Raw genomic sequence first — 16663 nt, forward strand, 5'->3', positions numbered from 1 at the left:
CGACGCCGAAAAGGACACCGGCGTGCCGCGCCGCAAAAGCTACCGACACCGGCGGACGGATCACCAACTCGTGCCATCATCGTGTGGTTCGAAACCCCGCCTGACCGAGATTGTTGTAGCCCGAAAGGGGAATCAACCGTCCTGTGCACCGTTCGGAAGCGGTGCGCACGAACGACTCGAGAGCCCGCCAAGTCGTCCCGCGCACCGGATTAGGTTACACACGGTGTCCAAACGCGCGCCTGAGTCTCGTGCCACTCCCCTTGTGAGCGACAACAACGGCCACGACGAATTCTTTGAGTGACCACCTTCCCGGTTCGATCCTTCGAACGTGGCGAGTGCTTCCCGTCTCTACGCTTCCGAAACGTCTCTACGAGGTGCCGAATCCGGCCCCGTTCGTGATGTGCCGAGAAGGAGCCGTTCGTGGTCGCTTACGGGATACTCGTCATGTCCGCGGGGCTGTACGCGATGGGCATCGTCGCCCAGAGTGTCGCCGCCCGCCGGGCCGAACATCGGCCGGGAACGAGCCTGGGGCTGCTCGCCAGGCTGGCCACCGACCGGCTCTACGTACTGGGTTTCGCCGGACAGGCGGGCGGTTTCGCGTTCGCCTTCTTCGCTCGCGAGTCGTTGCCGCTGTATCTGGTCCAAACGGCGTCGTGTTCGGCGATCGGGCTGGCCACCGTGTTCGGTGTCGTGGTCTTGAAGTGGCGGATACGGATGGTCGAGGGGGCGGCGCTGGCGGTGATGGCGGCCGGGCTGATCGCCCTCGCCGGTTCGTCCCAGCCCTCCATCGCGGGGGATCTGACCCCGGGCACCGTCCTGGTCTTGTCGGCGGTGCTGATCGGCGCCGCGGTGGCGACGACGCGGACGAGCCGGCTGGACAGCTTCCTGATGCCCGCCATCGTTTCCGGGGTCTCGTTCGCGGTGGTGGCGATCATCAGCCGGGCGCTGGCCCACCTGGAGGTCCTTTCGCTGCCCGCGAATCCGTTGACCTGGATGATGCTGGCCGCCGCCGTGATCGGACAGGCCTCGATGGCGGCCGCTCTGCAGCGTGGTCTCGCGACGACGGTCGTGGCGATCGCCGAGGCCACGACCATCGCCCTGTCCTCCGTCGCCGGACTCACCGTGCTCGGCGACCGAGTCGCCGTCGGGAGCGGGTCTTGGGTCGTTCTCGGGCTGACCGCGGTCGTGGCCGGTGTACTGGTTCTCGGCTCGCACGCGCGGTCCTCGCCGTTCTCGCCCGGCGTGACGGAGAAAACCGCATGACCGCGCGCCCGCTCGCCAGCGTTTCGATCGATCTCGACAACCTGTGGGCGTACCTCAAGACCCATGGCGATCCCGGTTGGCACCGGTACCCCAGTTTCCTGCCCTCGGCGGTGCCACGGTTGCTCGAGATCCTCGGGGACCAGCGGTTGACGACGACGGTGTTCGCCGTCGGCGCCGACGTCGTCCGTGAGGACGGCGCCAAGGCCGTCAACGAGATCGCCGCGGCAGGCCACGAGATCGGCAACCATTCGTTCGGTCACGAGCCCTGGCTGCACCGCTATTCGCGAGCCCGTCTCGAAGAGGAACTGCGGCGTACCGACGACGCGATCGTCGCCGCCGGGGCCCCGCCTCCCCTCGGCTTCCGCGGGCCGGGATTCAGCCTCACCCGCGAACTCGTCGAAGTCCTGGCCGAACGGGGATACGCCTACGACGCCAGCACACTCCCGACCTGGGTCGGCCCACTGGCCCGTGCTTATCACAATCGGACGGCTCCCCGAAGCGACGACGGCGACGGACGCGACGAGTTGTTCGGCGGTGTGGCGCAGGTGCTGGCTCCCGTGCACGCGTATCGCTGGCGGACGACCGACGGCAGTTCGCTCGTGGAACTCCCGGTGACGACGATGCCGCTGGTGCGGACTCCGATCCACGGCTCGTACCTCCTGCGACTCCACGAAGTCTCCCCGCGCCTCGCTCGCGGGTATTTCAAGACGGCTCTGCGGCTGTGCCTGCTTCGGGGAGTTTCGCCGTCCCTTCTGCTGCATCCCACCGACGTCCTCGGCGGCGCCGAGGCCCCAGGCATGGAGTTCTTCCCTGGAATGGGCACCCCGGGCAGCCGGAAGGTGGCTTGGCTGGCGTGGGTCCTGCGGACGTTGCGCGAGCATTTCGACGTCGTCGGCACCGGCGAACACGTGTATCGGGCCGATGTGCGCAGAGAGCGCTCGGTGACCCGGCTGGACGCCGGAAGATGATCGTCTCCACGGTGCCCGGAAACGACACGCGGGCGGCGCTACTGCGCGCTCTCGCGTATGCCACGGTGGCGTCCGCTCCTCTCGAGGGTTATCTGACAGCCGCGCATCCGCATCTCGGCAAGGTCTTGCCCGCGCTGTTCGTCGCCACGTGGCTGGTGGTCCGCGTCCAGGAACGGCGAACCCCGGGACCGGCACCACTGCACGTCGTGCTGGCACTGCTGGCCACCGTGGTGACGATCACCGCGGCGGCCCATTCTTCGGGCGCCTTCACCGCGGAGTACACCGCGCGCTGGCTGCCGTTCCTCGTTCTCACGGTGGTGCTGGCGGATGTCGCCCGCCGGGAGGTGCCGATCCGCGGCGTGCTGCTGGCCATGGCCGCGGGAGCCGCCGTGGCCGGGCTTGGCGCGCTGTACAGCCTCTTCGTCGACGGCCAGGCACGCGCCAGCGGCCCGCTGGAGGATCCGAACGATCTCGCCTACTTCCTCGTCGCCGCGGTACCGCTGCTCGTCCTCGCCCGCCGGGACACTCCTCGGCGAATGATCGCCGTGACCCTCGTGTGCGCGGTGGTGGTGGCCGGCGCGACGGCGACGTTCTCGCGCGGCGGCGCCTTGGGTTTGGCGGCGGCGACCGGCTGGCTGTTCCTGCGCCGCGTCCTGTCCTGGCGGCTCCTCGCCGTCGCGGCCGTCGCGGCCGGCGTGCTGTGCCTGGCGGCGGCACTGTTCGCCGGACCGCGGATCGAGCGGGCGTTCCAGGAGAAGACCCATATCGCGGCGTCCAATGTGGACACACGAGAGCTGCGCTGGCAGGCCGCGGCCCGGCTGGTGGCCTCCCATCCGGTGCTGGGTGTCGGCCCCGGCGGATTCCGCGAAGAGTACGCCGCGGCGTCGCACAACGCGGAGCTCGACGAGCAGACACCGGTGGCGCACAACATGTATCTCGAGGTGGCCGCCGAACTGGGCCTGCCGGGTTTCGCGCTGTTCGCCGCGGTGATCGGGATCGCGGTGACGGCGAGCGAACGGACCGCCCGGACGGGTACCCCCGCCGCCCGGACGGAAGCGGTCGTGATCCAGGCGTCCCTGCTGGCCGTGCTGGTCACCTCGGCCTTCCTCTCCGAGCAGTACTACCTGCCGTTGTGGGCACTGGCCGCGTGCGCCGTGGCGGCCGAGAACCGGGTTCACGGAAGGAAGGACGGTTCCGATGCGGATCCTGCACGTGATCAGTGAGATGGGCGCCGGCGGGGCCGAAACCCTCGTGGCGGAAATGGCGGGCCGCGGTACCGAGTACGGCTGGACGTCCGCGGTCGCCAGCGGTGGCGGATTCCGGGCCGACGCGCTGGCCGCGCAGGGTGTGGCGGTTTTCCCGATGCCGCTCACCCTGCGCAGCAGGCGAGGCGTGCTGCGGGCGGCATGGGCGGTCCGGGGGGCCATCGCCCGCTTCCGCCCGGACATCGTGGTGGCGCACAACGTCGGCGCGAGCCTGGTCTCCCGCCTCGCCCTCGCCCCCGGACGGCAACGGCCGCTGGTGACCGTCTTCCACGGCGTCGCGGACGACGAGGTGGCCGTGGCCGCGCGGATCGTCCGGCGCACCTCGGACCGGGTGGTCGCCGTTTCCCCGGCGACGGCGGACCAGCTTGCCGGAGCGGGGGTGAGGCGACCGGTGGTGATCCGCAACGCCGTGTTCACCAGGCGCCCCCACTTCGGCCGGGCGGAGGTGCGGGCGTCGCTCGGCGTCACGAACGGGGAGCCGGTGGCGCTCTGCCTCGCCCGGCTGGAGTCGCAGAAACGGCACGACGTGCTGCTGGACGCCTGGGCACGGCTCGACGGTGACGCGGTGCTGTGGCTGGCCGGAGACGGGAAACTTCGCGCCGCACTGGAGGAGCACCACGAGAAGGTGGGCGGAAAGGTCAGATTTCTGGGCACCCGCGAAGACGTTCCCGATCTTCTCGCCGCGGCCGACCTGACGGTGCTGACCAGCGACTGGGAAGGCCTGCCACTGGCCGTGCTCGAATCGATGGCGTCCGGTCGCCCGGTGGTCGCGACCGACGTCGGCGGCGTCCGCGACGTGCTCTCGGGCGGGGCCGGAGTGGTGGTGCCACCCGGTGATCCGCAAGCCGTCGCGGAGGCTCTGCGGCCGCTGCTGCGCGACAAGTCCACCCGGGATTCCCTTGGCGCCGAGGGCCAACGGAAGATCCAGCGGGAGTACGACCCGCACACGGTGATGAAGGCCTACGACGAACTGCTCCGCACGACGCTGGAAGGCAAGCGGTGAAACAGCTTCTGACAAGGATCCCGCGTACCGTCGCCCTCAGCGCCGCGGTGGGTCTGCTGATCGGCTCGCTGGTTTTGACGGTGGGCTTGTCGCGCGGCGAGCAGTACCAGGGACGCGTGAGCCTGCTGGCCGAGCCGTCGGCCGAGGCGGAGGGCTCGGCCGCGCAGTACGGCGAAGTCGTCTCACTGACCTTGCCCGCACTGGTCGAACTCGCCCGTAGTCCCTCGGTGCTTCAGGCGGTGGCGCCGCTCTCCGGTTACTCGCCGGAGGAACTCGGCCGACGTGTCTCGGTCGAGCTGGTGCCCGCGTCCGGTCTGGCGCGCTTGTCGGTGCGGGCGGCGTCATCGGAACAGGCCGGTGCCACGGTTACGGCGCTGGGCAAGGCGCTGGCCGAAGCGCGTCTGCTCGCTCCGGCGGGCAGGCTGCGGCCTCTGGACGCCAAGGCCGACGTGGCCGCGGTCTCGCCCGACGGTTCGCTGGTGACCGGGCTCGCCCTGGTCGCCGCCGTGGCGGCCGGACTCGCGGTGGCCGCGCTCCGGCGGCTTCCGTCGCCGCGGTTCGGTGGCGGACGGGGATCCGTCCGCCGCGCGCTGCTCGCCGCGGGGATCCACCGGCCGGTGGCGGTGCTACGCGGCGACGACCCGGCGGCCGCCGACCGGCTCGCCGTTCTCGGTCTCGCGACGGGACGGCCGCTCCGCGTGGTCCCGGTCGCCCCCGAGTTCAGTGAGGCGGCCGCCAAGCTGGCGGCCACGCTTTCGGCGGACCGCGACGGCACCTCGGTGGTGGCCGTCGCCGGGCGACGACGGCACGACGAACTGACCTCGGTGGCCGGTGTGCTGCCCGCCGACGCCGTGCTCGTCGCGGTGGTGCTGGCGTGACCGCGAGAGAGCGATCGGTCCTCATCGTCGCCGCCATCGCCGGGTCGCTGTGCGCCTGGCACGCGCTCGCGCCGTCGTGGCAGGTACCGCTACCGGGGCAAGCGGATCCCGCCGAGCAGCGAACGCAGGACTTCCGCGACGCGCTGTACTACCCGATCCGGGAGTTCCTGGCGGGCGGCGTTCCCTACGACCCCGCCGCGATGTTCGCGCATTGGCCGGTGCGGCAGGACTTCAACCTCTACCAGCCCTATCACCTCGTGGCGCACCTGCCGTTCGCGCTGCCCGGTTACCGGGTGGGCGCGGTGGCCTTCTCGGTGTTCTCCCTGCTGTTGCTGGTGGCGCTGGCCGCGCTGACCGCATACGCCGTCCGGCGGCTCGTCACCGTCCCGTTCGTGGTCACGACGGTGGTGGTCGCGGCCCTGCTGGTGGCCAGTCAGGTCGGGAAGGCACAGCTCTACGTCGGCCAGGTGAATCCGCTGATCGCCGTCGGTGTGGCGGGGGCCCTGCTCTTCTGCCGGGATCGTCCGGGCTGGGCGGCGGTGGCACTCGCGCTCGCCTGGCTCAAACCGCAGTTCGGGTTTCCGCTGGCCATCCTGCTGTTCGCCCGTGGCTCACGGCGGGTGGCGCTGGCCGGCACCGCGATCGCGGCGGTCGCGAGCCTGCCGGTCGTGGTGGCGCTGGTGGCCAGGGCCGGCGGGATCGGCGCGTTCGCCGACGTCGTCGTCGCGAACCTCACCCATGCCAGGGGTACCGACTACGGCGCGGTGGATTCCCCGACCGCGCAACGGATCGACGTAGCGGCGGTGCTGTTCCGGGTCACCGGCTGGGCTCCCGCCGGCATCGAACTGGCTGTCCTGGTACTGGTGCTCGTCACGAGCGTGCTGCTCGTACGGCGACTCGACCGGGCGTCACCGGTCGCGGATCTTCTGACGTGTCTGGCCGTGGTGGTCTGCGTGGTGCACCAGCCAGGGGACGTGCTGATCGCCGTACCCGCGACGGCGGCGGTGGCCGTGCTGTGGTGGCGTCATCGAGCCGAGCCTGGGTGGGGCGCGGTCGGGCTCGCGGTGCTCGCGGTGGCGGTTCCGTTCGCGCATCTGTACACAGTGGACTCCGCGCTGGTCGCGTTGCTCGGACCGCGAGTGGCGGTCACGGTCGACGGTCTCGCCTTGGTGTTCGCCTGGTGCGCGTCGAGTCACGCGGCGGTGCGGCTGTCCGGATCGCGCCTCGCCCCGCCGATCGCGGCCGGGGGCGGCCGATGACCGACGGGCTCGGTACGAAGGCCGCCCGCGGCTCCCTGTGGCTCGGCGCGGTCAACCTGGTCAGCAAGGGCAGCCAGATGCTGGTCACCCTGGCGCTGGCGGCGCTGCTGACCGAGGGGGAACTCGGTGTCGTGGCGCTGGCGGTGTCGCTGGTCAACCTCGGGCAGGTGGTGCAGTCGATCGGCGTGTACGACGTGATCAGCCGTACCGAACGGGATTCCCACCGGATGGCGGGGACCGTGCTGACGCTGAGCGTGGGCGCCGGTCTGCTACTGGGGGTCGTCCTCGCCGCCGCCGCGGGTCCTGTCACGGAGGCGCTCGGCGTCCCGGACGCGGCAGGCCCGGTCCGCCTGGCCGCACTCGGCCTGCCGTTCGCGGCGGCGGGCGGGGTCCAGCTGGCTCTGCTGCACCGGGAACTGGACTTCCGGCGGCGGATGGTGCCCGACGGCGGGAGCGCGGTGCTGGGAGCGGCCGTGACGATCGTGTTCGCCCTCGACGGCGCGGGGCCGGTGTCGCTCGTGGCCGGTTTCGTCTGTGCCTCGATCGCCCAGCCCCTGCTCGGCGCGCTGGTGGGTGGCTGGGTCCGGCCGTGCTGGGATCCCCGCGCGGCGGCGGAAGCGCTGCGCTGGGTGGCGGTCGTGGGACCGGCCGCCGTCGTGGCGGCGCTGCTCGTGAACCTCGACTACCTCGCGGTGGGGCGCCTGCTCGGCCCGGAGGCGGTCGGCGTCTACTCCCTGGCCTACCGGTTGGCCTGGGTTCCTTACATCACCGTGGCGATCGTCCTGGGGGCGGTGGCCTTCCCGGTGTTCACGCGGTTGTGCCGTCAAGAGGGGCCGCTGCGGGAGATGGTCTCCCGGTTCACCCGCGCCGTCCTCGTGCTCACCGGCGGCCTGTATCTCGCCCTCGCCGTGCTCGCCGACCGTGTCGTGCTGCTGGGCGCGCGATGGGCGGACGCGGCGGGGCCGCTGGTCCTGCTCTGCGGCTACGGCCTGGGCATCTGCCTGCTGCAGATCTGGTACCAGGCGGTCAAGGCGACCGGCCACGCCCGGCGATACCTGGCCCTGGAGAGCTTGCACCTGGGGCTGCTGGTCGCCGGGCTGGCCCTGCTGACCCCTTTCGGGATCGAGGTGGTGGCCGCGGTCCAGTTCGCCGCGGCCTGGCTCATGCTCCCCATCGCCTGGCAAGTCCTGGCGCGGCTCGAAGCCGCGCCGCCGGTACACGAACTCACCGGGATCGTGTCGCGTGTCCTGGTCGCGTGCGTGCTCGGCGCGCTGCCTGCCGTTCTCCTGGGCCAGGCGGGATCGTTCGGACCCGCGGACTCGGTGCCGGGCGCGTTCGGCGAAGGCCTGGTGCTCATGGCCGGGTATACCGCGGCGACGCTGGCTCTCCACCGTCGTGATCTTCTCGCGCTGCGCCGGGGAGGGCTGCGGTGAGGATCGTGCACGTTTCCCAGCCGGTCACCGCGGGAGTGGCGGCGGTGGTCCTCGAACTCTCGGTGGCCCAACGGGATCGCGGCTGGTCGGTGACCGTGGTCTGCCCGCCGTCGGGCTGGCTCGCCGAACACGCGCAGTCACACCGGATCGCGGTGCGCGCCTGGGAGGCGACCCGTTCTCCCGGCCCGCGAGTGATCGGCGAAACGGCGAGCTTGCGCCGCGTTCTCACCGAACTGCGGCCGGATGTCGTGCACCTGCACAGCTCGAAGGCCGGGCTGGCGGGAAGGCTGGCCCTGCGCGGGCGCCGCCCCACGGTGTTCCAACCCCACCTGTGGTCCTTCGAGACCGTCCGCGGGCCCCTGAGGACGGCATCCACCGCGTGGGAACGGCTCGCCGCCCGCTGGACCGACCTCGTCGTGTGCGTCAGCGACGACGAACTCGCCGCCGGCCGGCAAGCGGGTATCACCGCCGACGCTGAAGTCGTCTGCAATGGCGTCGACACGGTGAAGTTCGCGCCACGCGATCGGGTCGCCGCGAGAGAACGGCTCGGTCTGCCCTGCCGGGCACCGATCGCGGTCTGCCTCGGCCGGTTGGCCGAACTCAAGGGACAGGACCAGTTGCTGTCGGCTTGGCCGGAAGTGTTGCGCCGCGTGCCCGACGCGTTGCTCGTACTCGCCGGGGACGGGCCGATGGGTGCCGTGTGGCGCGACCGTCACCCCATCGCGTCCCATCCATCGGTGCGGTGGGCGGGCCATACCGACGACCCCGCGGCGTTCTACGCGGCCGCGAACGTCGTCGTGCTCCCCTCCCGTGCCGAAGGGATGGCACTCGTTTCCCTGGAGGCCATGGCCTGCGCGCGGCCGGTGGTGGCCTTCGACGTCGGCGGAATGCGCCAAAGCGTCGCCGGCGCCGGAGTCGTGCTGCCTCCGGGCGACCTGAGCCTGCTCGCCGACGCGGTGGCCGTCCGGCTCACCGAACCCGGGCCCGCCCGGCTCGAAGGCGAGCGCGGGAGACGGCGGGCGGAACTGGCCTTCGACCGCGGCCGGATGACCGACCAGATCTCCGTCCTCGTCGAAAAACTCGCCTCGAAGGAGCGAATCCGGTGAAACGCGTCGCTTATCTGCTGACCCAGGATCGGGGCGGCCCGGTCGACGTCACCGTGCGGCTCGCCGCGACGATGTCCCGCCAGGATGTCCAGGTGCGGGTCTTCGGCCCTGTTCCCGCCAGGGACGCCGGCCTGCTGGAAGGCGACCACGAACGGCTCCTCGTCGCGGACAAGCGGGATCTCGCGGCCGCCGGTCGCGCGCGAGCGGCGATCCGCGCCTGGCGGCCGGACGTGGTGCACGCCCAGGATCGCCGCTCGGGGCTCATCCTCGCGGGGATGCGTTTCTCCCGCGGGACACGGCCACTTCTCGTGCAGACCTACCACGGCGTTCCGGACGACGTGACCGAGCCGTGGTTCCGCGGCGAGCGCGGAGCGGCCGGGCCGTCCGCCTACACGCGGGCGGTTCTGGCGGGCGACGCGACCGTGGCCCGCGTGCTCGACCACACCGTCGTGCCCGCCGAGGCGATGGGGCGGTTCCTCCGTGACCGGCTGCGGATTCCCGAGAGCCGCCTGGCGCGGATCGACAACTGTGTCGAACCTGTCGAAGCGAAACCCCCGCGGGGGCCGGTCCGGCAGCTGATCTTCGTGGGTCTTTTGGTGGAGCGAAAGGGAATCCTGAACCTGCTCGCCGCGTTGTCCGAGCCGGGCACCTTCCCGCCCGGCGCCCGGCTGACGGTGGTCGGTGACGGCCCGCAACGAGCGGACGCCGAGCGCGCGGCCCAAGCGCCTTCCTTGCGGGGCCGGGTCACGTTCCTCGGCTTCCGCCCGGATGTCCCCGCGCTGCTGGCGAAGGCGGACGCGTTGGTGCTGCCCTCGGCCATGGAACAGCAGCCGCTGGTCGTGGCCGAGGCCATGACGGCCGGAAAGCCCGTCGTCGCCACCGACACCGGCGGGGTGGCCGACATGCTCGGCTCGGCACCGCTGGCGCCACCGGGCGACATCCCCGCACTCGCCGAACGGCTGCGTGCGTTGTTCGCCGATCCGGATCCGGCCCGGACCGGCGTCCTTCTCGCCGCTCGGGCCCGGCGGCGGTACACGCCGGAGGTCTGCGCGCGACGGCACCTCGACCTGTACGCGTCGCTTCTGCACCGGCCCGCCTCACCCGTCACCGGGTTCGACCATCACCACGGCGTCGGCGGCGGCCAGTGAGATCGAAGCAGGCGGCGCCGGGGACGAAGGGGGCGCGGTCGACGAAGCCGTGGTCGGAAAAGTCGGCGCGGCCCGCGGCCCCACTACCACGAGACCTTCGGGAGGCGTCACGGTCTGTGTCGCCGCCGTCGGGTTCACCGCCACCCAGCCGTTGGTGAACCTCCGGGTCCACACCCCGTTGGGTTGCCGCCCCGCGGCGTCGACGGCTTCGCCCAGGCCGCTGCCCTGGAGGGCGGACCACTCTGGGTCGCGGTAGTCGTCCGTGGTGGCCGGAGTCCAGCATGTCCGGGGCCCCGCCAGCAGAGCGGCACTCGCGTAGCCTGCCCGGGCCTGCTGGGCGGATCTCGTCCGGGTGACCAGTAGCAGCAACGACTCCCCGAGCGCGGCTTGGGCACGCAACTCCTGGAACTCGTTACCGCGGAAGGTGAGCAGGCCGCCGCTCCCCCCGTCTTCGCGGAAGCCGAAGTTCTCCTCCATCGCGCCACCGAACCGGGAATGCGCCGTCCACCTCCCCGGCACGAGATGAGTCTCCGACACGTTCGGCACGAACAACTTCCCCGCCTTCTGAACGGCGTCCCCGATCAGCGCCAGGAAGGCGTCGAGCCCGTCACGCAGCTTCCGGTCGGTTTCCGCCGCGGTCGTGGTGCCGGCGAGGAGCGCCTGCGAGTAGTGGCTCAAGGAGTTGAAATCGTTGTCCGCCAGGATCCCGTCCCAGCCCTCCCTGGTCACCTCGGCCACCACGGCGGAGACCCAGGCCTTCTGGTAGGCCGGATCCCAGACCGTCATCTGCCAGTGCTTCGGGTAGCCCTGCCACTCGATCCGCCGTCCGCGCGTGTCGGTGGCGAACCATTCGGGATGGGTCCGTTGGGCGGCGACGTACCCGATCCCGCTCGGCAGGAACTCGGCGTCCTCACCGCCGGTCACCGCGCCCGCGTAGTTGCGCGTGCTGGACAAGTCCTTGTACACCAGCACCTTGACCCGCGGGTTGAGCTCGCGCAACTTCCGCATCGCCGCGCCTTGGTCCGCGTTGAGCACCACGACGTCGTAGCGCCGGGCGGCCAGTTCCAGTTCGCCCGCGGTCGGCGGTTGCCCGATCCCGTACCACCAGGCGCACGGTGCCAGTGGTTTCGGCGGTGGGGCAACCGCTTCCCTGGCCGAGCTGGTCACGCATCCCGCGGTCAGGACCAGCGCGGCGCAGCCGACGACGAGCCGGACGGCGACCGGATGTGCGCGCGTCAGCGCTGCCTTCGGCAAAACAGTTCTCCCACCGTGAGAATGACGATCTTGACGTCGAGCCAGAGTGACCAGTTGGCGATGTAGTAGTTGTCGTAGCGGGCCCTGTCCGCGATCGAGGTGTCCCCGCGCAGGCCGTGGACCTGGGCGAGACCGGTCAACCCGGTCGGCACCCGGTGGCGGGCCCAGTAAAGATCGTGGACGGCGGAAAACTCTTCGACGAACACCGGCCGCTCCGGACGCGGCCCGACCAAGGACATGTCGCCGCGCACCACGTTCCACAGCTGGGGAAGTTCGTCCAAAGAGGACTTCCGCAGGAAGCGGCCGACCGGACCGACCCGGCGATCCCCCGCCACCGACCAGCGCGTGGCCGAATCGTCGACCGACTCCTGCCGGACACTGCGGAGTTTGTAGAGCAGGAACGTACGGCCGTCCACGCCGACGCGCACCTGACGGAAGATGACCGGGAACCCGCTCTCCAGCACGACCGCGAACGCGCACAGCGCGATGAGCGGTGCCAGTGCCACGAGCGCGAAGGCGGCCAGGACCGTCTCGACCACGCGCTTGACCAGCCAGCTCGGCCGGCGCGTCGGTGAACCCGCCAGCCGCATCAACGGATAGCTGCGAAGCCGGTCCACGCCGAGCCTGTCCGGGCAGAGCGCGAACAACCGGGGAAGCACGAGGGTGACGCAGCCGAGCCGATGTGCGGTGACGGCCGCGTCGACGGTGGAGCTGTCTCCCTCCCCGCCGTGCGCGAGCACGACCGTGCCCGCGCCGTGGCGGACGATGGCTTCGGCCAGTCCGTCGCGGACCAGCTCCACCGGAAAGGGAAACGGTTCCGTGACCGGGCCCGAGGGCACGAATCCCACCGGCACGAGACCGAACTCCGGATGCCGTGACATGGTGCGGACCAGTTCGCCGCCGCTGTCGCAGTCACCGACCACGATGGCGCGGTCGCAGCGGCGGAACCGCCTGCGCCCCCACCGCCCGAAGGCGAACACCCACGGCCGGGCGCATTCGCTCAGCACCGCGAATCCCACCACCAGCCAAGGCATGCCCGAGAGCGCCGGCAGGGTCGCGGGCGCGAGACACGAGATCACCAGGAACGCGATCCCCGAAGTACCCACCGATCGCGGCAGATCCTGCAGCCAGGACAACCACAACCGGCGCCGGTGCACCCGCCCGGCGACCCGTGCGCCCGCGAGAATCCCGCCGGCCAGCAATGCTTCCGGCACGGTCACGCTCGCCACCCGCGCGGCCACCAGCCACGCGACGACGTCGACGGCGATGAGCAGCACCACGACCGCGTTGACCCGCGCCAGCAGTGGCCGTCTCCGGCGCGTGGCGGTGAGTCGCCGGTACGACCGGGCACGGGCCGGCCGGGCGAGCGACGGAGTTCTCAGCTCGGTCACCGCGCCGACTCTCCCCGGCGAACGCCACTGGACGATTTCGTCATCACGATATTTTCCACCTTCATCACAAACCAGCCAATCGAACCAAGTCCGCTTCGGTCCGCTGTCTTCTTCCCTGCTTTCCGCGCGGCCGACCCGATCGGACGAACGCCACGAATCCACCTTTCAGGGGATACCGGTGAGCGCATTGTGTTTTCAGGACCACTCCTCCTTTCGGGGGACTTGGGACGCCACTAAAGAAAGGGTTCAACATAGCCGAAAAAGAGCAGGCGGCCGAACCGAGGTTTACGGACCGCGACCATTTCAAGGAGTCGAAGGGGAAACGTGGCAGTGAATGAAACCGTCCTGGCCACGAGGGCGGACCCTGACCGCGGAGAGGTACGGACGGGCGGCCGGGCGCATGTGGTCCTGCCCGCGTTCAACGAAGAGAAGGCCTTGCCGGTACTTCTGGAACGCCTAGCCGAGACCGCGCTCACCGAGCAGCTCACCGTCTGGGTGGTCGACGACGGTTCGTCCGACCGCTCCGCGGCGGTGGCCGAATCCGGCTACGGCGGGCTCGACGTACGCGTCGTCCGGCACGACGTCAATCTGGGCCTGGGGCGCGCCGTGCAGTCCGGTCTCCGCGCCGCCCTGGAGGAATCCGGCACCGACGACATCGTCGTCGTGATGGACGCCGACGACACGCACGATCCCGGCCTGATCCGCCGGTTGCGTGAAGAGATCGCGGCCGGAGCGGATGTCGCGATCTGCTCTCGTTTCGTGCCGGGCGGCGACGACCGGACCGCGCCGCCGGTCAGGCGGCTGCTTTCCCGCGGCGCCGCCCGGCTGTTCCAGCGCGCGCTGGCCGTCGAGGGGGTCCGCGACTTCACCAGCGGCTATCGCGCGTATCGCGTCTCGCTGCTGGCGAGGGCTTCGGCGCACTGGGGCGACCGGCTCATCGAAGAGCAGGGTTTCGCTTGCATGGTGGAACTTCTGCTGAAACTCCGCCACTGCGGCCCGGTGATCAAGGAGATCCCGCTCGTGCTGTGCTACGACCGCAAGCAGGGGCCGAGCAAGCTGAAACTCCGGCGCACCCTCGTGCAGTACCTGAAACTGCTCGTCCGCGACCGGCTCAGCCCGGCCCCGTACCGGAAGCTGTGATCCGCCGGTGACAACCACGTATTCCCCGCACACCGTGGTGATCGGGGGCGGGATCTGCGGTCTGGCCACGGCGCACCGGCTCGCCCGTGACGGGGTCCGCGTCACCCTGCTGGAAGCCAGTGATCAGCTCGGCGGCCTTGGGACCTTCTTCACCTGCGGAGAACAGGCGGTGGAACGGTTCTACCACTGTGTCATGCCGACCGACGACGATCTCCTCGCCTTGTTGGACGACGTCGGCCTGGGTGACGCCGTGCGCTGGCGGAAGACGACGATGGGCATGATCGTCGGCTCCCGCCGTCACCGGTTCAACTCCCCTCTCGACCTGATGCGGTTCACGCCGTTACGCGTTCACGAGCGAGTCCGCTTCGGTGCCGTGTCCTTGCTCTTGCGGCACTTGGGCGCAGGACGGGACCTCGACGCGCTCCGCACCGAGGACTGGCTTCGAAGGCTCTACGGCAGCCACATCTGGGAAGAGTTCTTCGCTCCGATGTTCGGCTCGAAGTTCGGGCCGTCCTTCGGCGATGTCCCGGCCCTGTATCTGTGGCAGCGGCTCGGGCGTGAACGCAATGTCGCGACGCGCGGCTACCCGGAAGGCGGCTACAAGACGATCATCGACGCGCTGCGGGTGTCGCTCGAGGACGCGGGGGCGACGATCCGTACGTCGGCGCCGGTCCATCGGTTACGCGGCACCGCCGAGGGATGCTCTGTCACCTTGGCGGACGGTACCGTGCTCGAAGCGGACGACGTGGTATCGACCGTGCCGCTGCCGCAGTTGCGCCGGCTCGCCGACGACGACCTCGCGCAGAGCCTGCCGTCGACCGACCTCCGCTACCAGGGTGTGGTCACCGGCGTGTACTTCTTGCGCCGTCGGCTGAGCGGGCACTATTGGACGCCGATCCTGCGCTCGGGTACGGAATTCGACGGCGTGGTGGAGATGTCCTCGCTCACGGGTACCGAAGTACACGGCGGCGCGCATCTCGTCTACGTCATGCGCTATACCGACCGTTCGTCGCGCCTCTACCGCGACGAGCCGGACCGGATCGCCACCCGGTGGACGGTTCAGCTCAGGGAGCTCTTCCCCGAACTCCGCGCGGAGGAGATCGAGTCCGTGCGGGTGTTCAAGGCACCGTTCGTCGAACCGGTGTACCCCCTCGGATACCTGTCCGCCCGGCCGCCGGTCTCGGTACCCGGCACGCGCCTGCTCCTGGCGACCACAGCCCATGTGTATCCGGACGTCACGAGCTGGAATTCGAGTGTCAAACTCGCGAACCTCGTGGCCGACGGGCTTCTCGACGAGCTCAGCCGCCGGAGGGCCGGTGAACCGGTGCCGTGAGGCCGCGTTCCACCGGGAACATCACCTCGATCGCCTCCACGATCCGACGGGAAGCCGAACCGTCCCCGTACGGCGACGGAAGGCTTCGCAGCCGTTCGCGGTGTCCCGCCACGTCGTCGAGCCACCGGTCGGTCTCCGTGCCGATCCGCGGTCCGGGCGGTACGAGCGCGCCGAAGACCCCCGAGATCTCCGGCCGCTCGGTGCTCCGGCGGACCACGACCACCGGCCGCTTCAGCACACTCGCTTCTTCCTGGATGCCGCCGGAATCGGAGATCAGGAGCGCCGACTCCGCGGCCAGCGCGAGAAAGGAGGGGTAAGCCTGAGGTTCGAGTACCAGAAGGGGAACCAGGAGCCGGGACAGACCGAACCGCTGCACGCTCCGGCTCGTACGGGGATGCAGAGGGAGCACGACCGGGAGCGGAAGCCTGCCGAGTTCGCGCAGGATCTCCGCCAGCCTGTCGGGATCGTCGACGTTCTCCGGCCGGTGGAAGGTCGCGAGGATGTACTCGTCCCGTCGCAGACCGCGAGCGTTCAGGAGCTCGGCGCGTGCCGTGGCGGGTGGAAGGCCCGCGGACAACGCCTCGACGATGGTGTTGCCGGTGACCGTGATCCGCGAAGGCGACACGTTTTCCGCGAGGAGGTTCCGGCGATTGAGCCGGGTCGGTGCACAGCAGAGATCGGCCAGGTGGTCGATGAGGACCCGGTTGTGCTCTTCGGGCATCGCGCGGTCATGGCTGCGCAACCCGGCCTCGATGTGCACGAGAGGGATTTCGCGCGCGTTCGCCGCCAACGCCCCGGCGAGCGCGGAAGTCGTGTCCCCCTGGACCAAAACCACCGGACGCGGGAGGTCGGCCAGGGCTTCGTCGACGGCACCGATCGCCTTGCCGAGTTGCGCGCCCCGGCCGTCGGCGGTGACGCCGAGGTTCCGGAATCGTTCGCACGTAGGCAGATCGGCGCGGATACGCGCGTACAGGGAGTCGTCGTAGTGCTGTCCTGTGTAGACGATCGAACAGTCGTCCCCGAGATACCGGATCAACGGCGCCAGTTTGATGAGCTCCGGCCGGGTGCCGCAGACGAGTACCACGCTGCCGGCCGACCCCGGCCTCGACGATCGGCGGGAGACGTCCGTCCGATCTTCCGGGGGCGTGCCCAAACCGATGGCGATCGACATACGGGGGTCCTTTCAGCTCGGCCTGCACGCACGCTACCCACCGGCGCCATC

Annotated in this window: 14 protein-coding genes; 11 read left to right on the plus strand and 3 right to left on the minus strand. The window is 70.5% G+C overall.

What is annotated here, in order from left to right; translation table 11 throughout:
* The first annotated feature begins 420 nt into the window (after positions 1–420).
* Genes ACLJQ7_RS29225 through ACLJQ7_RS29265 form a run of 9 tightly spaced genes read left to right on the plus strand, consistent with a single transcriptional unit; the run spans position 421 to position 10323 of the window.
* Positions 421–1263, plus strand: a complete 843-nt coding sequence (locus ACLJQ7_RS29225; RefSeq protein ID WP_410651382.1) for a hypothetical protein — start codon at positions 421–423, stop codon at positions 1261–1263.
* Positions 1260–2231 carry a polysaccharide deacetylase family protein gene (locus ACLJQ7_RS29230; RefSeq protein WP_410651383.1) on the plus strand — a complete coding sequence of 324 codons (972 nt, stop codon included), beginning with the start codon at positions 1260–1262 and terminating at the stop codon, positions 2229–2231. Before ACLJQ7_RS29225 ends, ACLJQ7_RS29230 begins: the two co-directional genes overlap by 4 nt.
* Positions 2232–2242: 11 nt before the next feature.
* Positions 2243–3454 carry an O-antigen ligase family protein gene (locus ACLJQ7_RS29235; protein WP_410651384.1) on the plus strand — a complete coding sequence of 404 codons (1212 nt, stop codon included), beginning with the start codon at positions 2243–2245 and terminating at the stop codon, positions 3452–3454.
* On the plus strand, positions 3429–4499 hold the full coding sequence (locus ACLJQ7_RS29240; protein WP_410651385.1) for a glycosyltransferase family 4 protein: 1071 nt from the start codon (positions 3429–3431) through the stop codon (positions 4497–4499). Before ACLJQ7_RS29235 ends, ACLJQ7_RS29240 begins: the two co-directional genes overlap by 26 nt.
* Positions 4496–5377: a hypothetical protein gene (locus ACLJQ7_RS29245; RefSeq protein ID WP_410651386.1), complete on the plus strand. Its 882-nt coding sequence runs from the start codon at positions 4496–4498 to the stop codon at positions 5375–5377. The genes ACLJQ7_RS29240 and ACLJQ7_RS29245 overlap by 4 nt, the downstream gene beginning before the upstream one ends.
* Positions 5374–6636, plus strand: a complete 1263-nt coding sequence (locus ACLJQ7_RS29250) for a glycosyltransferase 87 family protein (RefSeq protein ID WP_410651387.1) — start codon at positions 5374–5376, stop codon at positions 6634–6636. The genes ACLJQ7_RS29245 and ACLJQ7_RS29250 overlap by 4 nt, the downstream gene beginning before the upstream one ends.
* Positions 6633–8069, plus strand: coding sequence for an oligosaccharide flippase family protein (locus ACLJQ7_RS29255; protein WP_410651388.1), 1437 nt, complete (start codon positions 6633–6635; stop codon positions 8067–8069). Before ACLJQ7_RS29250 ends, ACLJQ7_RS29255 begins: the two co-directional genes overlap by 4 nt.
* Complete coding sequence (locus ACLJQ7_RS29260) at positions 8066–9175, plus strand: glycosyltransferase (RefSeq protein WP_410651389.1); 1110 nt, start codon at positions 8066–8068, stop codon at positions 9173–9175. The genes ACLJQ7_RS29255 and ACLJQ7_RS29260 overlap by 4 nt, the downstream gene beginning before the upstream one ends.
* The gene (locus ACLJQ7_RS29265; RefSeq protein WP_410651390.1) at positions 9172–10323 is read left to right on the plus strand and encodes a glycosyltransferase family 4 protein; all 1152 of its coding nucleotides are present in this window, start codon (positions 9172–9174) and stop codon (positions 10321–10323) included. Before ACLJQ7_RS29260 ends, ACLJQ7_RS29265 begins: the two co-directional genes overlap by 4 nt.
* Here ACLJQ7_RS29265 and ACLJQ7_RS29270 read toward each other — a convergent pair.
* Both ACLJQ7_RS29270 and ACLJQ7_RS29275 read right to left on the minus strand, forming a co-directional pair.
* A complete protein-coding gene (locus ACLJQ7_RS29270; protein ID WP_410651391.1) occupies positions 10273–11577 on the minus strand; it encodes a putative glycoside hydrolase family 15 protein in 1305 nt (434 codons plus the stop codon). The two genes, ACLJQ7_RS29265 and ACLJQ7_RS29270, sit on opposite strands and share 51 nt — an antisense overlap.
* Positions 11559–12968: an exopolysaccharide biosynthesis polyprenyl glycosylphosphotransferase gene (locus ACLJQ7_RS29275; protein WP_410651392.1), complete on the minus strand. Its 1410-nt coding sequence runs from the start codon at positions 12966–12968 to the stop codon at positions 11559–11561. The genes ACLJQ7_RS29270 and ACLJQ7_RS29275 overlap by 19 nt, the downstream gene beginning before the upstream one ends.
* Before the next feature lie 324 nt (positions 12969–13292).
* On the opposite strand from ACLJQ7_RS29275, the gene ACLJQ7_RS29280 reads away from it, so the two are divergent.
* Together ACLJQ7_RS29280 and ACLJQ7_RS29285 are read left to right on the plus strand one after the other, a co-directional pair.
* Complete coding sequence (locus tag ACLJQ7_RS29280) at positions 13293–14108, plus strand: glycosyltransferase (RefSeq protein ID WP_410651393.1); 816 nt, start codon at positions 13293–13295, stop codon at positions 14106–14108.
* 7 nt (positions 14109–14115) lie between these two features.
* Complete coding sequence (locus tag ACLJQ7_RS29285) at positions 14116–15441, plus strand: FAD-dependent oxidoreductase (protein ID WP_410651394.1); 1326 nt, start codon at positions 14116–14118, stop codon at positions 15439–15441.
* On the opposite strand, the gene wecB is transcribed toward ACLJQ7_RS29285, so the two are convergent.
* Positions 15407–16612 carry a non-hydrolyzing UDP-N-acetylglucosamine 2-epimerase gene (wecB, locus tag ACLJQ7_RS29290; protein WP_410651395.1) on the minus strand — a complete coding sequence of 402 codons (1206 nt, stop codon included), beginning with the start codon at positions 16610–16612 and terminating at the stop codon, positions 15407–15409. The two genes, ACLJQ7_RS29285 and wecB, sit on opposite strands and share 35 nt — an antisense overlap.
* Between the last annotated feature and the right edge of the window lie 51 nt (positions 16613–16663).

The sequence above is a fragment of the Amycolatopsis sp. cmx-4-54 genome, from assembly GCF_046548895.1.
GTDB lineage: Bacteria > Actinomycetota > Actinomycetes > Mycobacteriales > Pseudonocardiaceae > Amycolatopsis.